Source organism: Methylomonas sp. MgM2, from assembly GCF_054172045.1.
This window is the reverse complement of the sequence record NZ_JBSYXO010000008.1, coordinates 78,024-96,190: the sequence shown is the minus strand read 5'-3', so window position 1 is coordinate 96,190 and position 18,167 is coordinate 78,024. Positions and strand designations below refer to the sequence as shown.

20 protein-coding genes are annotated in these 18,167 nt (G+C 47.6%); 5 read left to right on the top strand and 15 right to left on the bottom strand.

Annotation, left to right across the window (positions count from 1 at the left end; translation table 11 throughout):
• Positions 1–4: 4 nt before the first annotated feature.
• The 14 genes from ACW73I_RS08580 to ACW73I_RS08515 form a co-directional block, all read right to left on the bottom strand.
• Positions 5–265, bottom strand: a complete 261-nt coding sequence (locus ACW73I_RS08580) for a DUF4160 domain-containing protein (protein WP_458028838.1) — start codon at positions 263–265, stop codon at positions 5–7.
• Between the two features lie 69 nt (positions 266–334).
• Positions 335–580, bottom strand: coding sequence for a hypothetical protein (locus tag ACW73I_RS08575; RefSeq protein WP_458028837.1), 246 nt, complete (start codon positions 578–580; stop codon positions 335–337).
• A 300-nt stretch (positions 581–880) separates the two neighbouring features.
• On the bottom strand, positions 881–1,318 hold the full coding sequence (locus ACW73I_RS08570; protein ID WP_458028836.1) for a DUF29 domain-containing protein: 438 nt from the start codon (positions 1,316–1,318) through the stop codon (positions 881–883).
• 253 nt (positions 1,319–1,571) lie between these two features.
• A complete protein-coding gene (locus tag ACW73I_RS08565) occupies positions 1,572–1,754 on the bottom strand; it encodes a PIN domain-containing protein (protein ID WP_458028835.1) in 183 nt (60 codons plus the stop codon).
• A gap of 665 nt (positions 1,755–2,419) precedes the next feature.
• Entirely contained in the window at positions 2,420–3,112 is a 693-nt protein-coding gene (locus ACW73I_RS08560; protein ID WP_458028834.1) for an ABC transporter ATP-binding protein, read from the bottom strand.
• Positions 3,112–3,876 carry an ABC transporter permease gene (locus ACW73I_RS08555; protein ID WP_458028833.1) on the bottom strand — a complete coding sequence of 255 codons (765 nt, stop codon included), beginning with the start codon at positions 3,874–3,876 and terminating at the stop codon, positions 3,112–3,114. Before ACW73I_RS08555 ends, ACW73I_RS08560 begins: the two co-directional genes overlap by 1 nt.
• Positions 3,877–3,960: 84 nt before the next feature.
• Positions 3,961–4,509, bottom strand: a complete 549-nt coding sequence (rfbC, locus tag ACW73I_RS08550; protein WP_458028832.1) for a dTDP-4-dehydrorhamnose 3,5-epimerase — start codon at positions 4,507–4,509, stop codon at positions 3,961–3,963.
• Complete coding sequence (rfbA, locus tag ACW73I_RS08545; protein ID WP_458028831.1) at positions 4,509–5,393, bottom strand: glucose-1-phosphate thymidylyltransferase RfbA; 885 nt, start codon at positions 5,391–5,393, stop codon at positions 4,509–4,511. Before rfbA ends, rfbC begins: the two co-directional genes overlap by 1 nt.
• Positions 5,390–6,292: a dTDP-4-dehydrorhamnose reductase gene (gene rfbD / locus ACW73I_RS08540; RefSeq protein WP_458028830.1), complete on the bottom strand. Its 903-nt coding sequence runs from the start codon at positions 6,290–6,292 to the stop codon at positions 5,390–5,392. The genes rfbA and rfbD overlap by 4 nt, the downstream gene beginning before the upstream one ends.
• A complete protein-coding gene (gene rfbB, locus ACW73I_RS08535) occupies positions 6,289–7,359 on the bottom strand; it encodes a dTDP-glucose 4,6-dehydratase (protein WP_458028829.1) in 1,071 nt (356 codons plus the stop codon). Before rfbB ends, rfbD begins: the two co-directional genes overlap by 4 nt.
• A gap of 293 nt (positions 7,360–7,652) precedes the next feature.
• The gene (gene ppnP / locus ACW73I_RS08530) at positions 7,653–7,964 is read right to left on the bottom strand and encodes a pyrimidine/purine nucleoside phosphorylase (RefSeq protein ID WP_458028828.1); all 312 of its coding nucleotides are present in this window, start codon (positions 7,962–7,964) and stop codon (positions 7,653–7,655) included.
• Positions 7,965–7,995: 31 nt separating this feature from the next.
• Complete coding sequence (locus ACW73I_RS08525; protein WP_458028827.1) at positions 7,996–8,571, bottom strand: tRNA (mnm(5)s(2)U34)-methyltransferase; 576 nt, start codon at positions 8,569–8,571, stop codon at positions 7,996–7,998.
• Positions 8,546–9,601 (bottom strand): NAD(P)/FAD-dependent oxidoreductase, encoded by a 1,056-nt coding sequence (locus tag ACW73I_RS08520; protein ID WP_458028826.1) that lies wholly within the window; start codon positions 9,599–9,601, stop codon positions 8,546–8,548. The genes ACW73I_RS08525 and ACW73I_RS08520 overlap by 26 nt, the downstream gene beginning before the upstream one ends.
• Entirely contained in the window at positions 9,591–9,950 is a 360-nt protein-coding gene (locus ACW73I_RS08515; RefSeq protein WP_458028825.1) for a HopJ type III effector protein, read from the bottom strand. The genes ACW73I_RS08520 and ACW73I_RS08515 overlap by 11 nt, the downstream gene beginning before the upstream one ends.
• Before the next feature lie 211 nt (positions 9,951–10,161).
• Here ACW73I_RS08515 and ACW73I_RS08510 point away from each other — a divergent pair, with 211 nt between their 5' ends.
• The 4 genes from ACW73I_RS08510 to ACW73I_RS08495 are packed head-to-tail and all read left to right on the top strand — an operon-like array spanning position 10,162 to position 14,669.
• Positions 10,162–10,779 carry a polysaccharide biosynthesis/export family protein gene (locus tag ACW73I_RS08510; RefSeq protein WP_458028824.1) on the top strand — a complete coding sequence of 206 codons (618 nt, stop codon included), beginning with the start codon at positions 10,162–10,164 and terminating at the stop codon, positions 10,777–10,779.
• A gap of 39 nt (positions 10,780–10,818) precedes the next feature.
• Positions 10,819–12,126: a hypothetical protein gene (locus ACW73I_RS08505; RefSeq protein ID WP_458028823.1), complete on the top strand. Its 1,308-nt coding sequence runs from the start codon at positions 10,819–10,821 to the stop codon at positions 12,124–12,126.
• A gap of 1 nt (position 12,127) precedes the next feature.
• The gene (locus tag ACW73I_RS08500; RefSeq protein ID WP_458028822.1) at positions 12,128–13,873 is read left to right on the top strand and encodes a lipopolysaccharide biosynthesis protein; all 1,746 of its coding nucleotides are present in this window, start codon (positions 12,128–12,130) and stop codon (positions 13,871–13,873) included.
• A gap of 16 nt (positions 13,874–13,889) precedes the next feature.
• Positions 13,890–14,669 (top strand): CpsD/CapB family tyrosine-protein kinase, encoded by a 780-nt coding sequence (locus tag ACW73I_RS08495; protein ID WP_458028821.1) that lies wholly within the window; start codon positions 13,890–13,892, stop codon positions 14,667–14,669.
• Positions 14,670–14,766: 97 nt separating this feature from the next.
• Here ACW73I_RS08495 and ACW73I_RS08490 read toward each other — a convergent pair whose 3' ends face one another.
• Positions 14,767–17,172: a tetratricopeptide repeat protein gene (locus tag ACW73I_RS08490; protein ID WP_458028820.1), complete on the bottom strand. Its 2,406-nt coding sequence runs from the start codon at positions 17,170–17,172 to the stop codon at positions 14,767–14,769.
• Between the two features lie 239 nt (positions 17,173–17,411).
• Here ACW73I_RS08490 and dhaL point away from each other — a divergent pair, with 239 nt between their 5' ends.
• Complete coding sequence (dhaL, locus tag ACW73I_RS08485; RefSeq protein ID WP_458028819.1) at positions 17,412–18,050, top strand: dihydroxyacetone kinase subunit DhaL; 639 nt, start codon at positions 17,412–17,414, stop codon at positions 18,048–18,050.
• Positions 18,051–18,167: the final 117 nt, after the last annotated feature.

Genomic DNA, 18,167 nt, shown 5'->3' with positions numbered 1-18,167 from the left:
GTTCTTATTCTAGAGGTTGAATTTCGTCGGGTTGCTGGTGATTTTGACAAAGTTCCCAATCAAGGAGCAGCTCGCTCTGGTGTAATTCAGCCCAGTCTAACACCAACTCGGTCGCCCGGCGAGGCAGTTTGCCCTCGATTACTGCTAGCGTGCGGATGTCGACGATTGCCCGGTATTCTCCATACTCGGCGTGAAAGTGCGGCGGCGCATGCTCGTTAAAAAACATGCGGATGATGATTCCGAAAAAGCGGCTGATGATTGGCATGGTCAGAGTTCTTTAAGAATGTCAGAAAAAATAAGGTACACCTCAGGGACAGCTCCCAATTATTCCGCACTACCAACGCTCCTTAAGGTCTGCTTCCGTATACAATGTCGATTCATCTTCTACACCGCGCATCGCCTGCACTAGTGAAAACTCTTTAAAAGTTTGATCGGTCCAGTCATTAAGCTGTTGAACAGCACTTTGCAGTGTTTCGCTCTGCATCTCACGGCGATAAATAAATTCAACAAAATCAATAACCTCTTCTTGCTTATGCAATGGAAGCTTGCTTACTTGATCGATTAATTTTCGCATATTCATAATATTGCTCACACAAAAAAGAGGAACAGACTCTTCTTATTTTCCATAGTCAAACTTTGCAATTGTTCAGTCCCCCTCGATCCCCTTTATGCCCTTGTGGGCACTTTTTCAAAAGGGGAAGCCGAATTTCCGACTTGTTTAGACGCACAATTAGGACTGAACCAAATCTCGCTAAAAAATAGGCGCAATAATGTTACCGTGAAAGCCATCATCGGTGCGACGCCTCGTCGCGACAAAGTGTCGCTCCTACATTAGTGTCTTTCATGTTCCGGGGCATTGCTAGAGCCTTATTGAAATATATCACTCCGGGCAAAACTCCAAGTTCAAAATATCTTGCGGAGCATAAGGGCAATCGGCTGGAAAAACCGATTCATCCAAGCCAGTCTCTTTCGCTGCCAGCAAAACGGCATCGCCGTATGCATCTGCTATAAAGTCGGGCAATTTTGCCTGTAAGCTGCTAGGGTTATCTTTCAGCAATCTTTGTAATTGCCGCCTGCGCTCTTTCAGCGTTAATTGCCAACTACGGCCCCGAAACGAAGGCTGATATTGCCATTTCAATAAATGTGCTAGTAAAACAGCTAACCGGTTAATCAGTTCTCGTCGTTCGCTCGCGCCCATACTATCGATTTCTTCAATCAAGCTTTCAATATCAATCTCGGACCATTGCGCCGATTTGAGCAAACCGACCTGTTGTTGAGTCCATGCATAAAAATCCACGTCATGAAGTTTTGTGCTCATCGTTGTCTACCTGTTCTAAACCTTTAGCACTTCAAATTAAGGTTTATTGATGCCGTCACCATAGAAGCCCTTTCAGGCTACAAATTCTTACTGGAAAAAGCTAAAGCTTTTTCACTCCATTCGCAACTCTGGAGTGCAATAGCTTTAGCCGCTGCCTGTTTACACAATAACCGGCATGTAAAATTGACTTGATGAATGCCGAAACTGTCCATTTTCGTTGCGGCGATCTCCGACCTTATTTGTTTTCGAATTTTCAATCTTGTATCAATTTTCCGGCTAATTCTAAGTAATTCGGAAAATGACTATCGAGACTCATTAGTCGAGCATTCGATTCGATGGCCGTTGCAATGATGAAACGGTCCGCCGGATCCCGATGATGTTCCGGTAAATTTGCAGCAATTATCGAAATCGACCGATTCAATGGGATACAACTCACATTCTAACCTTCTAAGGCGTTGTCCATCCAAACTGGCAGTCCATACCAAGTTGCAAACGGCCCCGACGCAATAGCCACGCGGCTTACCAGCAACTTATTACGCTCACGGCAACTTGATCCTCTGTTTCAATAATTTCGACCAACCCAGCTGGTAAAGTATTAGCCTTTGGATCGAGCCACCTTACCCATATGTGGGTATCGAGCACAATCACAACAGACTATTCCAGTCATCTGACGGTAGGGCTGGTTGAATTAAGTCATCCTGCATTTTAACCGTACCCTCTAATTTAGACGAAGGTTTGCGGCGTCTTATTTTTTGCGACTCTACGATCTCGTCTTCGAACAATAACAACACACGGAGCGATAGACCATCCGGTATCGAATCAGGAACACGCAATAGATGCTGTTGAACTGTTGCTTGAAATTCAATTGCTTTCATGTTGTTGCAGTACCAAACATAAAGATATTCTGCCAGCGTCGTAATGCCTCCTAGCATACAAATCACACGCCTTCCATAGAATTAAAGCCATTAGCGCCCCAAAGATACGCTGCAAAATGTTATTTAACAGTGCCAATTATTGCAGAAAAAACTCGTGCTCTTGTTGAAGCTAGGAAATCCGTTTTTCAGGTTCCGTCGGCGTATTCATTATATAAACCCCTATTGCTTATAAATTTTTATATTGTTCCAGTACATCTACGGTATGCCCAGCCAGTTTTATTGTACCTTGATCTATTAGGATCGCTCGATCACAAAGCTCGTTTATGACTGGAATTTGATGAGAAACCAGAATAATCGCGGTATCCGATTTGATGAGGCGTTTCATTTCTTCGGTGGATTTTTTTCTAAAATCTTCATCCCCGACTCCCAGTACCTCGTCAATCAGCAAGGCATCCGGTGTCGCCTGGATAGACACGGAAAAACCCAATCTCGCACTCATGCCGGAAGAGTAGGTCCGCAGGGGCTGATCGATAAACTCACCCAGCCCTGAAAACTCGATGATCGCATCCATGCGTTTTAATATGTCACGTCTTCGCATCCCCAGGAGCATACCGCTTAGCATCGCATTCTCCCGCCCCGTTAGAAACGGCATAAAACCAACTCCAAGCGCGAGAAGAGATACACGAGCACCGTTATTTACGATTTTTCCAGTGTCGGGTTCGATAATCCCGGCGATCATCCTTAGCAACGTACTCTTGCCCGCCCCATTGCGTCCAATGATGCCAAGCGTCTCCCCACGATGAAGGTCGAACGATATGTGTTTTAGTGGTGTATATTTAGCCCATTTCAAATACCCTTTCTTAATCGGGTAAGAAACGGTCACATCTTGCACACTTATAAGAACGTCTTTACTTGCCATTAAAAAGGTATTTTTCCGTATTTGTGATCCAATTGCTTAAGCAACACTAAACCGAATGCGCCTATACCAAAAGACGCCAGCATAATCATTCCAATGCGTTCAAGATTTGGCCATATCCCCCGAAGCAAAATGTTGCGATATTCATCCATTAGGCCCGCCATTGGATTCAATAATAAGTAACTTTTGACAGGCTCCTGTACTTCATTAATATCAAAAAATACTCCCGAGATAAAAAACAGTAACAACATGCCGTTATCAATTGCCACCTTTAAATCGGGCAAGAAAGGGGTCACAGCGCCAATGACCAAAGCTAAAGATAATATCAAACATAATTGAGCGGCAAATAGCAGCGGTGCGGCCAACCATGTAATTTTTGCCGGAATGCCATAAAGCAGTAAAAAACCGCAAAAAACGCCAAAAACCGGAATAAAACGTGCCGTACTCCCCATGACGGTAATCACAGGAAAAACGAATTTCTGTACATAAACTTGTTGTAATAGCCCCCTATGAATCGCTATGGCTTGGCTTCCACCGGTAACACCACTGTTAAACCATTTCCAAACGACGGCTCCGCATAAAAAAAACGGTACAAAGTCGGTTCCATCTCGGCGCATGATAAGCACCTGGAAAATATAAAACGCACTTAAATAAAAAATCGGTTCGATGAGCCACCATAAAAATCCGAGATATGATCTCTCGGCTTCGGCCTTGAGGTCAGTAAAAGTTTTATAAACAATGAGTTCGATGCTATTAATAAGCCGCATAATTAAAAATTGAGGTTTAAGGCAATATCTGATTATGGAAAGAGTATCTGAACAAACAAAATACCATCTATAACGAAAGATGCATTATTCAAATACATCCGCTTCAGTCAATTGTAAGCCGTCTTTATCTTTGCCTGATAATTGCGGCAATTGCTCATAGAGCCAATCGATGCCAATTTGCTTGTCATTCCACGCGATACAGCGCTCGAGTTCAGGCGCATAATAATCCGTGGTTTTATATAAAAATTCCGCTGTTTCCGACAGGGTCAAAAAACCATGAGCAAATCCTTCCGGTATCCACATTTGTTGCTTGTTGTCGGCAGATAAGACTGTTCCGACCCATTTTCCGAATGTCGGCGAACTTTGGCGGATATCGACAGCCACATCGAAAACTTCGCCTTGCACTACCCTGACTAATTTGCCTTGCGCTTTTGGCGGTAACTGATAGTGTAAGCCCCGCAACACGCCCTTTTGAGACTTGGAATGATTATCCTGAACAAATTTGCGGCTTAGACCGGTTAGTTCTTCAAAAACTTGTTGATTAAAGCTTTCGTAAAAAAAACCGCGGTCGTCGCCGAAGACTTTTGGGGTGAACAGGATGACATCGGGAATCGATAAGCGCGTTACTTGCACTAAAACACCTTTTGTTTAAGAAGGGAAAGAAGATACTGACCATAACCATTTTTCGCAAGCGACTTTGCGATCTCTTCGATCTTGTCAGTGTTTATCCAGCCGCTTCGCCAAGCGATTTCTTCCAAACAGGCAACTTTCAGACCCTGGCGAGTCTCGATAGTCTCTATGAAATTGCCGGCCTCGATCAGACTGCTATGGGTTCCGGTATCCAGCCAGGCATAACCGCGGCCCATGATTTCGACGTTAAGCCGCTGTTGCGCCAAATAAGCCTTGTTAACGTCGGTAATTTCCAACTCGCCGCGCGGAGACGGTTTTAAATCGGCGGCGATATCCACCACCTGGTTATCGTAAAAATATAAGCCGGTCACCGCGTAATTGCTCTTGGGCCGTGCCGGCTTTTCCTCTAGTGAAGTCGCTCTGCCCTCAGTGTCGAAACTGACGACGCCATAGCGTTCCGGATCAAGCACATGATACGCAAAAACCGTTGCGCCGGCTTGCCGACTATCGGCACTTCTGAGTAATACATGCAAATCATGGCCATGAAAGATGTTATCACCCAGTATCAAAGTGCTGGGGCAGTTGCCGATAAAGTCTTTACCGATGATGAAGGCCTGAGCCAAACCGTCCGGACTCGGCTGCACGGCATATTGTAACGATATGCCCCAATCACTGCCGTCACCGAGCAGATACTGAAACAGCGGGGTATCCTGCGGCGTCGAGATGATCAAGATATCCCTAATGCCCGCCAGCATTAAGGTACTAAGCGGATAATAGATCATCGGTTTGTCGTAGATCGGCAGCAGTTGTTTGGAAACAGCCTTAGTTACCGGATAAAGCCGAGTGCCGGAGCCTCCGGCCAGAATGATGCCTTTGCGTTGGTTCATGATGATAGTCCGAGGATTTCTGTCAACATCCGCTTGACGCCAATTTGCCAACCGGGTAATCGCAAATCGAAAATCGTTTGGAGTTTTTCGGTGTTTAAACGGGAGTTCAACGGCCGGGTCGCGGGTGTCGGGTATTGCGCCGTGGGAATCGGCTGTAAGCCATCTGGCGCAAGCGTTAATTTAATGTCCATCTGTCTAGCGACTTCGAAGACATAAGAAGCATAGTCGAACCAACTGGTTTCGCCTGCCGCCGCCAGATGATAGATACCCGATAAGTCCTGTCGCATCTTGGCGGCGCGGATCGCATGGGCAGTGACATCGGCAATCAATTCCGCTCCGGTCGGCGCACCAAATTGGTCGTCAATCACGGATAATTGCTCGCGCTGTTGCGCCAAACGCAGCATGGTTTTGGCGAAATTCCGGCCGCGAGCGGCATAGACCCAACTGGTACGGAAAATCAAATGCGAACAGCCGGACGCTTGAATCGCCTGTTCGCCGGCAAGCTTGGTTTTGCCGTAAATACTGAGGGGGTTGACGGAGTCGTCTTCGCGCCACGCCTGATTGCCGCTACCGTCGAAAACATAATCGGTCGAATAATGAATCAGCCAAGCGCTGCAGCCGCATGCTGCAGCGGCCAACACGGCCGGTGCCTTGGCATTAACCGATTCGGCTAGTTCGGGTTCGCTTTCGGCCTTATCCACTGCGGTATAAGCCGCGGCATTGATAATCACATCCGGTTTTACCTGAGCCACGGTTTTTCTGATGCCGGCGAAGTCGCTTAAGTCGCCGCAATACGTCCGGTTATGCCGATCCAGTCCGATCAACTCCCCTAGCGGTGCCAGGCTGCGTTGTAGCTCCCAGCCGACCTGGCCGTTTTGGCCGAATAGTAAAATGATCATGCCTGGCGATTCGCGTAGTTTTGCTCCATCCAGGATTGATAATCGCCCGATAACACGTTACCGACCCAGTCCTGATGATCCAGATACCATTGCACGGTTTTCCTGATACCGGTTTCGAAAGTCTCGGCCGGTTTCCAGCCCAGCTCCCGCTCCAGCTTGCCCGCATCGATGGCATAGCGCCTGTCATGCCCGGGGCGGTCGGTGACGTAGGTGATTTGCTCTGCATAAGACTTGGCATCGGCCCGCGGTTTCAACTCGTCCAGAATATCACACAAGGTCTTAACCACATCGAGATTGGCTTTTTCGTTCCAACCGCCGACATTGTATACCGCGCCTACTGTACCGGCTTCGAGCACGCGCCGGATTGCGCTACAGTGGTCTTTAACGTATAACCAATCCCTGATCTGCTGGCCGTCGCCGTAAATCGGCAGGCTCTTACCGCTTAGGGCATTCTGGATACACAAAGGGATTAATTTCTCCGGAAAATGGTAAGGCCCGTAGTTGTTCGAGCAGTTGGTGGTCAAGACCGGCAAACCGAAAGTGTGATGATAGGCTCGCACCAAATGATCACTGGCGGCCTTGCTCGCCGAATACGGGCTATTCGGTTGATATTGGTTGGATTCCGCAAACGGCGGATCGCTTTTTCCCAACGATCCGTAGACTTCATCGGTCGATACATGCAGAAAACGGAACCCATCTTTGGCGGACGGCTCCAGGCCGTTCCAATGACTGCGCACCGCTTCCAACAGCCGAAAGCTGCCGACCACATTGGTTTGGATAAAATCTTCCGGCCCATGTATGGAACGGTCTACGTGCGATTCGGCGGCGAAATTGACCACGGCGCGTACCCGATGGCGCTGCAGCAAATCTAACACTGCATCGAAATCGCCGATATCGGCTTTTACGAATACATGCCTAGCATCATTATGCACTGACACGAGATTTTCGAGGTTACCGGCGTAGGTCAATTTATCCAAGTTAACGACCGGCTCGTCATTTTGCGCCAACCAATCCAAAACAAAATTACTACCGATAAAGCCGGCACCGCCGGTTACTAAAATCGTCATATGTGAATTAAGATAATGTCAGTGAATCGCCTAATTTTGTTCGATCCGAAACGCTACCTCCATTGCATAAACCAATGATCGTGCGCTCGTATTAATAAGTTCCTTGTCCTACGCAGCAAGGCGCGTTTTCTATATCTTGGCAAACTGCAATGGATTACAGTATCGCGATCTGCAGTACCGGTTATCTATTAACCCAAGGATACATACACGGCCAGTTAGAATACTGTCCGCTTCCGATTTTGACAAGCCATATCATCAAACCTGCGGCTCACGACTTATACTACGTTGCCGTTCTATTTTAAAAACGAACAGCAGTAGTCGCAGGCTGTTCTGACTTTCATCGTAAACGAAGCGTTGCCCGGCACGTTAAACGACTCGCCGCCTTTTACCGTTTTCCAATCGCTGCCGGGCAATTGCACGTCCAGTTCGCCGGCCAGAATTTCCATCAACTCCGGATCGCCTGTATTGAAAGTGTATTCTCCCGGCTGCATGAAGCCCAAGGTTTTTCTTGCGCCGTCCGCAAAAATGATGGTTCGGCTATTGACCTTGCCATCGAAATACACATTGGCTTCTCTGACGACGCTGACATTATTGAATTCGGACATTTCACACTTCTAAAGTAAAAAAACGCGGGTATCATAGCAGATTAGCGAGTTTTCGAATCACAAAAAGCCGCGGCGCACTTGCCTTATGGTGTTCGCTACAGATCATTTGGCTTCGGTATTGTGCCGGATTCAGCTGTCCTGCCCAAAGCTCAACACAGCCTGCCTCTTCCTCGCCGCCAACGTGGCCGGGATAAGCCATCACAGTCATAACGCCGTGACTTTCCAATATTTGGCAAGCCGCATTTAGGGCCGACAAGGTGCTTTCGGCCCTAGTCATGATTTTTTTGTCGCTACCCGGCATATAGCCCAGGTTGAACATAATCGCCTTTACCTGCCCGGGCACGTATTCGGCCAACTCGGCGTGACTTACTTGCAGCAACGTGGCCCGGTTCAGCATCCCATGTTCACGCAAGCGCAAGCCGGTCGCTTGTAAGGCACCGGCTTGTATGTCAAAACCGTAAACGTGACCGGTTTTACCGACGCATTGCGTTAAAAACAGCGCATCATGGCCGTTACCCAACGTCGCGTCGACGGCAAGATCGCCGTGATGCAAATGCGTTCGAACGGCATCGTGCGCCGTTTCAGATAGAGAAATACGTTTGCTCATAACGTTGAACACGGCAATGACCAGGTAACGGCATTCGGCCTTTCAAAGCGGCGACGAATCGGCGCGCATGCCACGGAATGGACATGCTGCCTTTGGCGCCAAACCCGTTAAAAATATGCAGACAATCAAAGCTTGGATGAGCGCCGATGAACGGCTGTTTATCCAACGTGGCCGGGCGGACGCCTACTTCGTGCGCCAAAACCTCAACCGGCGTCAAGCCAGGACAAACTGTTCCAAGGCTTTGCAATAATCCGTGCCTTGCTGCCTGCGTCGGCTGGTTGTCGGTTATTCCCGGCTCGAAAGTCGACCCGAGTTTAAAACGCCGCTCATCGTTAGGAATTAACCAGTTACCGAAGTTTAGAATCCGATTAGGTACGGCACTATCGGCACGACAGCTTAGTATCTGACCTTTGGCCGGCTGAAACGGTAATTTACCGAACCAAGGATTGGCTATCGCACGGTGTCCTTCGCAAAACACAATATGTTTAGGCTGTAAGTCGCGCCATGTTAAATTAGGCTCCAAGCGAATTTCTGTATACTCCAAGCCCGTTTGCCGATAACTGGCGTTAACCACAAAAAACTCGCGCAATGTGTTGAGTAACAATTCGGTTCGCAAATAACCGGTGTGTTGTTGTTCCAATAAGCCGAAGGGACTATTTATGTCCGGGACGCAAGCGTCACAATTTTTTAAAAAATCCTGATAAGAGGCCTCGGATAAACGCCGATAAGCGAATTCCCGTTCACGCGGGCTTTTTAGAATCCGCAAGATCGGCAAAGGCACGAAAAACTGCTTTTTAAATGTTTCACCTAATTGCCTATAAAAGCCCGTTGCCGCCGGCAATAGCTCATCGACACCCGGCGTTTTGACCAGTCTTTGCCCCGTGACCGGATTGATCAAGCCTGCCGCAACTTTTGAAGCATTCCGGTCTCCATGATCGATGACCACGACTCGAAACTGCTGCCGCATCATTTCCCAAGCCAGGATGCTACCCGCCAAACCTTGACCGATAATTAAAGCGTCAATCTGCACGTTTGAGTACTAATGCTTCGGATTCAAACCGAATGCCTTCCCAACCGTCACGGAGAAAATTGCGAATATTTTGGTGATCGTCACCGTCCGGATTTTGTAATACATCTTTACGGTAGTAGTCACCGAACAAAGCCAATGTTTGCGACTGAGTCAGGCCGTGCAATTTGGCAAAAGCAAAAATCTTGCAAGAGCCTTCATTCCGCCCTGCCCCGTTGATTAAAGGTTGCCGAATCCCATTACTGAACTCAGTGGGATGATAATCGTAATAGTCGGCGATAACGCTCATCGTATCTTGAAAACCCACTAACTCTCCCGCCAGAACCCGACCGATGAAGTCATTTAATTTCATAGCCTTACTCCAAAAAATATTTAATTACAAAGTTCGGTAAACTATAATTTATCAAATTGTGATGAAGACAAAATGCGTAAAATTGTTATGGCAATGCATCTATTATAAACTCCGCTATTTCGTTGCATTTCGCCTTTACAGCATCGATTCGTCACTGTTATGCTTAAAAGCCTGTACGGATCAGTAGTTAACTCTATACAAGGAATACGTTTTGAAACAGCTTACCAGCCTTTTTTTTATCTCGTTATTCGTCTTCAACCAAGCGATTGCCGAACCCGATTCCGCTCCGGCGCAAGCGGAAACGACACCCGAAGTTCTCGTACTCAAAGATCCGGAAAATCTCTCCGCCTACTTACTCGCACCGGGCGACGCACTGGAGATTACCGTCTGGAAGGAAGAGGACTTGCAGCAGCAACAATTTCTAATCGGACCTGACGGCAACATCATTTATCCTTTGATCGGCACCATTACCGCCGCAGGGAGGACAATCAACGACCTTAAGGATCTGTTGACGCTTAAACTGTCCGATTTCATTGCCGATCCGTCCGTGAGCGTCAAACTGCTTAATAACCAAGGCAATGCTATTTTCGTAATCGGCAAAGTAAATAAACCGGGACAAGTCTTTGCCGGCAGGCGCATCGACGTACTGCAAGCGCTTAGCCTCGCAGGCGGGCTAACGGTGTTTGCGGACGAAAGCGATATCACAATTCAGCGTCGAACCGGCAATGAAATCAAAGTATTCCCGTTCGATTACAGCAATGTCATAGAAGGCGAAGATCTGGAACAAAATATTCTTTTAGAGCCGGGAGACACCGTCGCAGTACCTTAAGGAAAAAGGTAAACCTTATTTTTTCTCATGAAATTAAGAATGAAGCTTTTGCTTCCTGCCATGGCGGCGATCAGCAATCCATCCCAGGCTGTCGATTGGCTCTTCGAACCGGATTTTAGAGCGAGCGAGCGCTATTCCGACAACATCAGCATGCAAGCTAACCCCGCCAACATTATCAGCAGCCCGATTACTACGATTTCGCCGGGTATATTGCTCGGCTATCAGGCGGAAAACAATCAACTTAGAACGCACTTTAATTGGAATGAACTGATTTATCACGACGCTTCTTCGTTGAATTTTTCCGAAAAAATACTCGACCTTAATCATCTATACCAGGGAGAACGTTTCACAACAAACCTCGCCGCCGCTTATTATGAGCAATCGTCTATCAACACTCAGCTAATCGACCCAACGCTCGACATAACCGGCCAAACCCTGGTTCCGCGCTTTACCCGGTCGATTTCGCCCGGCGTGACTTTTTTCGTGACGGAAAAAAATTCGGTACAATTCAACTATAGCTACCAGGATGTCACCTTCGACAGGCCGCAAGATCTCAGATCCTTACGCTACTCGGATTACACCAACCAGCAGTTTTCGACGACATTGACCCACATATACTCGGAAAGGCTGTCTTTCAACCTGCTAGGCGCTTATTCCTTATTCGACTCCTTTGTAAGCAACTCTGAAAACGGCGTAATTCCCTTTTTCATTCCCATCAATGTTGCGTCGACAACCGGCTACGAACAAAAATCAACCAACTTTTTCTACCAAGCCGGAATGCAATACGAGTTCGACGAACTCACTCAATTATCACTCTCGGCCGGTATGCGGTTTACGGAAAATGAAACCCGCATTAGCCAGACTTTGGTATACGACCCCGAATTCCCGCCGTTCTTTGTTAATCGGCCTACCAGCGAAAGCAACGTTTCCAGCAAAGCCAACGGACATGTATTCTCTGCGGATTTTACCCGGAAAGGCGAATGGGGCAATTTCGCTCTGAATGCCGGCCAACAGTTGAATCCGTCCAGCAGCGGCTCGCAGCAACAAACCACTTCATTCGGCGCCACAGCCAATTACAACATAGACGAACGCTGGACTACCGGCATTAATGCAAACTACCGCATCTCGGAATACACGTCGACCTTTAGCACAGTAAATAGTCGCTACGACTCTACTTATACGACCGTAACGCCCCGTATCCGCTGGAGATGGACACCGGAAATCAATTTAGAACTCTCGTACACCTTTGCCCAACGGGAATACACCTCTCAGCATCAGACATCGACCGGCAATAACGTGCAACTACAATTTTCTTATCACCCTCAAATCAACCGTCAGGTGCAATAACGTGGAAAATCAAACACCCGATATCAAGGATTATCTGAAAATAATCAAAGTACGCCGAAAATTTTTGGTCATCCCGTTTATTATCATCGCCTTGCTCAGCATCATACTGGCGGTAGTCTTGCCTTCGATTTATCGTTCATCTGCCACTATTTTGATCGAAGAACAGGAAATCCCGTCGGAATTGGTCAAATCGACGGTGACGACCTTCGCCGACCAGCGCATACAGATCATCAGCCAGCGCATTATGTCGCGATCCAACCTGATCGAGATCATTAAGAAATACGATTTGTACGCCGACGACCGAAAAACCAAAACCGAAGAAAAGATTTTGGAAAAAATGCGTGACAGCATTAAAGTGGAAAGCATTAGCGCCGATGTGATCGATCCGCGTAACGGCGCCCCTACAAAAGCAACCATCGCCTTTGTTCTCTCGTTCGACGACGAGTCGCCGATACTATCCCAAAAAGTCGCGAATGAATTGACGTCTTTATTTTTAAAAGAAAACATCAAATCAAGAACCCAATCGGCTGAAAACGCGGCCATGTTTTTGAGCGAAGAAGCCCGTCGTTTAAAAGAAAAAATCCAGCAATTGCAAGCTCAGCTCGCCTCGTTCAAGGAGAAGTATCTGCACCAATTACCGGAGGTCAATCAGCTGAATCAGCAAGAATTAACCTCGCTGAACAATCAATTGATTAGCCTCGACAGTCAAGAGCGCGCGGCGCAAGAACGACGTTTCTATCTGGAAGGACAACTTGCGCAGATCGACCCCAATGCCATGGCCACCAACGCGGTCGGCAACCGCGTATTCGACATGAAAGACCGCTTGAAGGAATTGCAATCCCAGTACCCGTCGCTTTTAGCGCGATATTCGGAGAACCACCCTGATCTTGTAAAAATCAGACGAGAAATAGAATCCTTACAAACGGAAATCGGCGTCAACACGGATCTAAACGCCATGAACGCCGAACTGACCGAGAAAAAAGCCGAACTCGGAATGCTGCTGAAACAATATTCCGCTAAACACCCGGATGTTGTTAAGTTGCAACGGCAAATTTCATCGTTACAGGATGCGTTGGTTGAAGCGAAACAGAATAACTACTCCAGCATCGATTTAGAACCGGATAACCCTGCCTATATTACGCTGAAATCGCAATTAGAGGCGGCCAATTCCGACATCAAGGCCATCAGCTATACCCGAGAGCAAATTAAGCAAAAAATCGAGGAGTTGCGTAGCAATCTGATGCAAGCGCCGTTGGTCGAAAAAGACTACATGGATCTGGTCCAGGAACTCACCAATACCAACCAGCGTTATCAAGAAGTGAGTGCCCGTGAAATGGAAGCCCAAATTTCCCAACAGCTGGAACTGCAGAAGAAAGGCGAACGCTTTACCTTGATCGACCCGCCACAGGAACCTTTAGAGCCGGTCAGTCCGAATCGGGTTGCGATACTGTTTTTGGGTTTCGTCCTGGCCATGGCCGGTGGATTCGGCGCGGTTGCGCTGGCTGAAACCCTAGACTCCACTATCCATAGCCAAAAAGCAATCACCAACATCCTAGGCGTAGCCCCATTGGCGACGATTCCTTATTTGGAAAGCCAGCAAGAATACGAGGCACAGAAAAAACATCAGATGATCGTGTCAATAGGAATATTGATCACAGGCGTTATCGCCATCGTTATTTTCCACTTTGCGGTCATGCCGCTCGACGTATTTTGGTACAAACTAATGCGCGTGACCGGCGCTTTATAATTTAGAGAGAAAAGCGATGAACTCCATACAAACACCCACCGAAACCGGACAACCATCGGCTACGGCCAGCACCGACGCAAATAGAACCAGTATCAGCGTCGCCTATAGCCAAACTCGTGTTCATACGCCAAATAAAGATCTACTCAAAAGAAATCGAATCATATCCGCGTTTCCTCCCGGAAAATGGCTGGAGTCCTATCGCATGTTGCGTACCCGCTGCTTACAAAGCATGGATGCGATGGAGTGGAAGACTCTGGCGATTACCAGCACTAGCGGCCACAGCGGCAATAGCCTGATTGCGGCCAATTTGGCCGTCAGCATTGCGATGGAATTAGATCGAACCGCTTTGCTAGTCGATGCCAATTTCCAAGCTCCTGCGATTAATCGCCTGTTTGGCATTCAGCCGGATAAAGGTTTGAGCGACTATCTACTGCATGATACCGAGATCAACACGATGCTGATCAACCCTGGCATCGATAGGCTGGTGATATTGCCGGCAGGCAAACCGCTGTTTAATTCTACCGAAATGCTGCATTCGCCTAAAATGGTCCGATTAGTCGACGAATTGAAAAGCCGCTACCCGTCACGCATTATCATATTCGACATGCCGCCTATACTCTTGCACGATGACGCCTTGGGTTTTTCACCCTATGTCGATACCGTGCTATTGGTTATTGAAGAAGGTCAAACCAAAACCGACGAAATCAAGCACGCGGCCGAATTATTGAAGGATATCAACGTATTGGGAACCGTATTCAACAAGGCGAGCGACAATAAAATCCGCTTTAATAATTAACGGGATCAGCGCATGGCGGGCCGAAACAACCGGTTAACGTTTTTAAACTAAACAATCTAAAACGGTTCCCGTATCCGCGGGAACCGAACCGGCCTCGCTAACCGTTTACCTTGATTTTCTCCAAGGTCTGCTTGAGTTCGTCTAAACCACTAAAGTTGGCCTTTGAATCCAATGCCTTCTGCAAATGCTGCTGAGCTTTTGCCATATCGTTTTGCTTAAAATACAGCATGCCTACATGGTAGTTAATGATGGGAGAACCTGAATTTTTTTCCAAGGCTCTTTCCAGCATTTCCTTGGACTTGTCTAAATTTCCTTGTTTATAGGCTATCCAGCCGACCGTATCCAAAAAGTCGGGATTATTCGACTTAGTTAAAGGTTCGGCCATTTCCGCCGCGCGCTTCAAATTGTCGGGAGTATCGGCGTAGTCGGACAGATAACTGGCCAGATTGTTCACGACGAGGGCCGAATTAGGGTAACGCTTGTAGGACTCTTCGTACAACTGAAGCACTTTGTCATGTTCGCCGGAACTGCCATATAGGCGCGCCAAATCCTCGACTAATTCCATCGCCCCGTTGGTTTTATCGATACCCTGCTTGTAAATCTTGATCGCTTCTTCTTTATTTTTTTGAATCAACTCTACCAGCGCAAGGTTGCGATAAGAGCTAAACCAATCCGGCTTAATTTCTATTGCTTTATTAAAAGCAGTTTTTGCATCGGCATTTTTTTTCTGGTCCAGATAAACCCCTCCGAGCAGGTTATAGGCAACAAAATGATCAGGATGTTGTTTAATCACCTGTTGCAGCTCGGATTTTGCCTTATCGGGCTGTTTATTGGCGACATAGGTTTTAACCAGCTCGGTCAGAGGTTGAACGGCATCCGGTTTTTTTATCAGCGCTTGTTTGAAGGCTTCAATCGCAGCCTCCGATTTGCCTTGAGCCCGATACGCCAAGCCGGACAAGAAGAAACCCACAGCGCTGTCCGGATCGCTCTGTTGAATTCGTTGAGCTAATTCCTGCGCTTCGTCCCAATGTTTTTTGGCGACTTCAAACTTGAAGGCGGCTTCGAGACCTCTCTGACTTTTTGGGTTCAGTTTCAACAACTCGTCAATTTGCCGCTTGGCTTGGTCTTCATGACCAGCTTGCAATTGCAGATTGGCTAAATCCAGCCTTGCGGCTTCGTCCTGCGGCGCTGCGGCAACGGCTTTTTCCATGTTTTCTCGGGCTAACTCCGGTTCGTTGTTACGCAGATGAGCGGCCGCCAACAGTTTTAATACTTTGACATTATTCGGCTGATCGACCAATACAGATCGAAAATCGCCGATTGCTTCCGGGATCCTATTTTCAGCCAAGGCAAATTGGCCGCGTAAGGTCAATGCTTCGGCATCGCGAGGATTCTCCTCCAATACTTCCTTGATCAGCGCCTTAGCTTCGTCGCCCCGTTTGCTTAGCGCATAATAAACGGCCAATTTGTCGCGTGCCGAAATGCCATTCGGTCCCAATTTATCCTGTTCGACAATTTGTTTCAAAGTCGCTTCGGCTTTATCCGCTTCTTTATTGGCAAATTGCAATGAGGCCAGTTTAAATTTCAAGGGATAGGCATCGGGATTCTGTTCGATATTAGATTGCAATTCCGCGATAGCGGTTTCCAATCCACGTTTTTCAATTAAAAAGTCGATTAAATTAATTTTGGCGATGTCGTTATCGGGCACGGCTTTGATGGCGTCGCGCAGCGTCGCTTCCGCTTTATCCAACTGATTGGTGCTCACTTGAAATAAGGCCAGATTTTTATAATGCTGAACACCCTCCGGCTGCAATTTAACAATAGCCACCAACTGTTCTTCCGCTTCGCCGATGTCCTTATTTTTTGTATAAATCCCGACCAACATCGTACGCAGCGGAATGCTGTCGGATTTTTTCTCGATTGCTTGTTTTAAAAGCCCGATTGCGTCGTCAACTTTATTCGTTTTCACCTCGATCGAAGCCTTCATCAATGTTGCCGCGACATCATTCGGATTAATCTGCAAGGCTTTTTCAACGGTTACCGTAGCGCCATCGGCATCATTTCTAGCCATTTGAACGCCGGCCTTCAATACCAGCGCCTCTATATTGTCCGGCTCTTTTGCCAGCGCTTCGTCGGCCATTTTTTCCGCGTCATCGATAGCCCGGTTCAGCAATAACAACTGGCCGACTCGTACGCGCGCCATCACATGATTTTCGTCATTGGCCGCTACCGTACTGTATTCCCTGAACGCCTTTTCAATTTTGCCTTGTTTACTGAAGGTTTCCGCCATCCGGTAGCGACTTTCCCAGTTTTTTGGGTCTATCTGTAATACGTTCTTGTAGGCCAATTCGGCTTTTTCGTAATCCCCAGCCTCAAAAAGCTGACGTCCCTCTTCCATGTACTTTGCTTTGCGTTCTTCGGCTCCGCCGCATGCCACCAGACTAGTCGCTAATACGGCAATGCCTAAATTTTTCAGAAAGATTCTTTTGTTTGTTATACGCATCTCGGTTCCATTATCTTTGATTTATCGAGTAACATCCCTAATAACAGTAGGTCTGTCGGAATTTTATCGTATTTACCTAATCGAATTTGGCACAATTGCTAATAATTGCAACGGTTCGGTGCGGCACGTTGTCGCAGCAAGTTGCGTCTCTTAGCCGACGAAAATGCCTCAAAGACAGGCACCGATACCAACAGACGCAATGTTGTCGGACCCTACACCAAAATCTAACAGGAGAAATCATGCCTCTTACGCCAGAACAATTTCCTGAACTAATCGATGCCGTCGCTAGCACGATTAACGAGCATACAGATGTTATCACCGAATTGGACCAAGCGATCGGCGATGGCGATCATGTATTTAATCTACAACGCGGCATAGACGCTTTGCAGCGCCATCGCACGGACATAGCCGCACTAGACTGGCCAGCCGCCTGGCAGAAAATAGGAATGACTGTGATGTCGGCAATTGGCGGCGCGTCCGGGTCTTTATACGCCACGCTGTTCATCGGCCTGCACAAAAACACAAAAGACAAAGAGTGCAACATACAAACTTTTTCCGACGCCTTTCACGCGGCTGTTGAAGCGGTCAAACAACGCGGTAAGGCCGACGTGGGCGAAAAAACGATGCTTGATGTCTGGATACCGGTGGCGAACACGTTGAAGCAAGATGTCGCGGAGGGTAAAGCGCTAAACGATATGTTGGATCATATTTGTTCGGTCGCCGAAACGGGAGTCGAATCAACTCGTGACATGCTGGCCACTAAAGGCAGGGCCTCGTTTTTGGGGGAACGCAGCAAAGGGCATATCGATGCCGGCGCCAAAACCGCGCAATTAATCATTAACGCGATTGCAAATGTCATTAGGCGAACTTCAAATTAAACGCTTACAGGAGAGAATGTCTCAACAGCCCTCTCTCCTTGCGTCGCCCTAGCTTCTGCATTCATGAAGCCGTCCTGACGGAGGAAGGAACCGGTTTTACTTTAACATCAGCCTGCA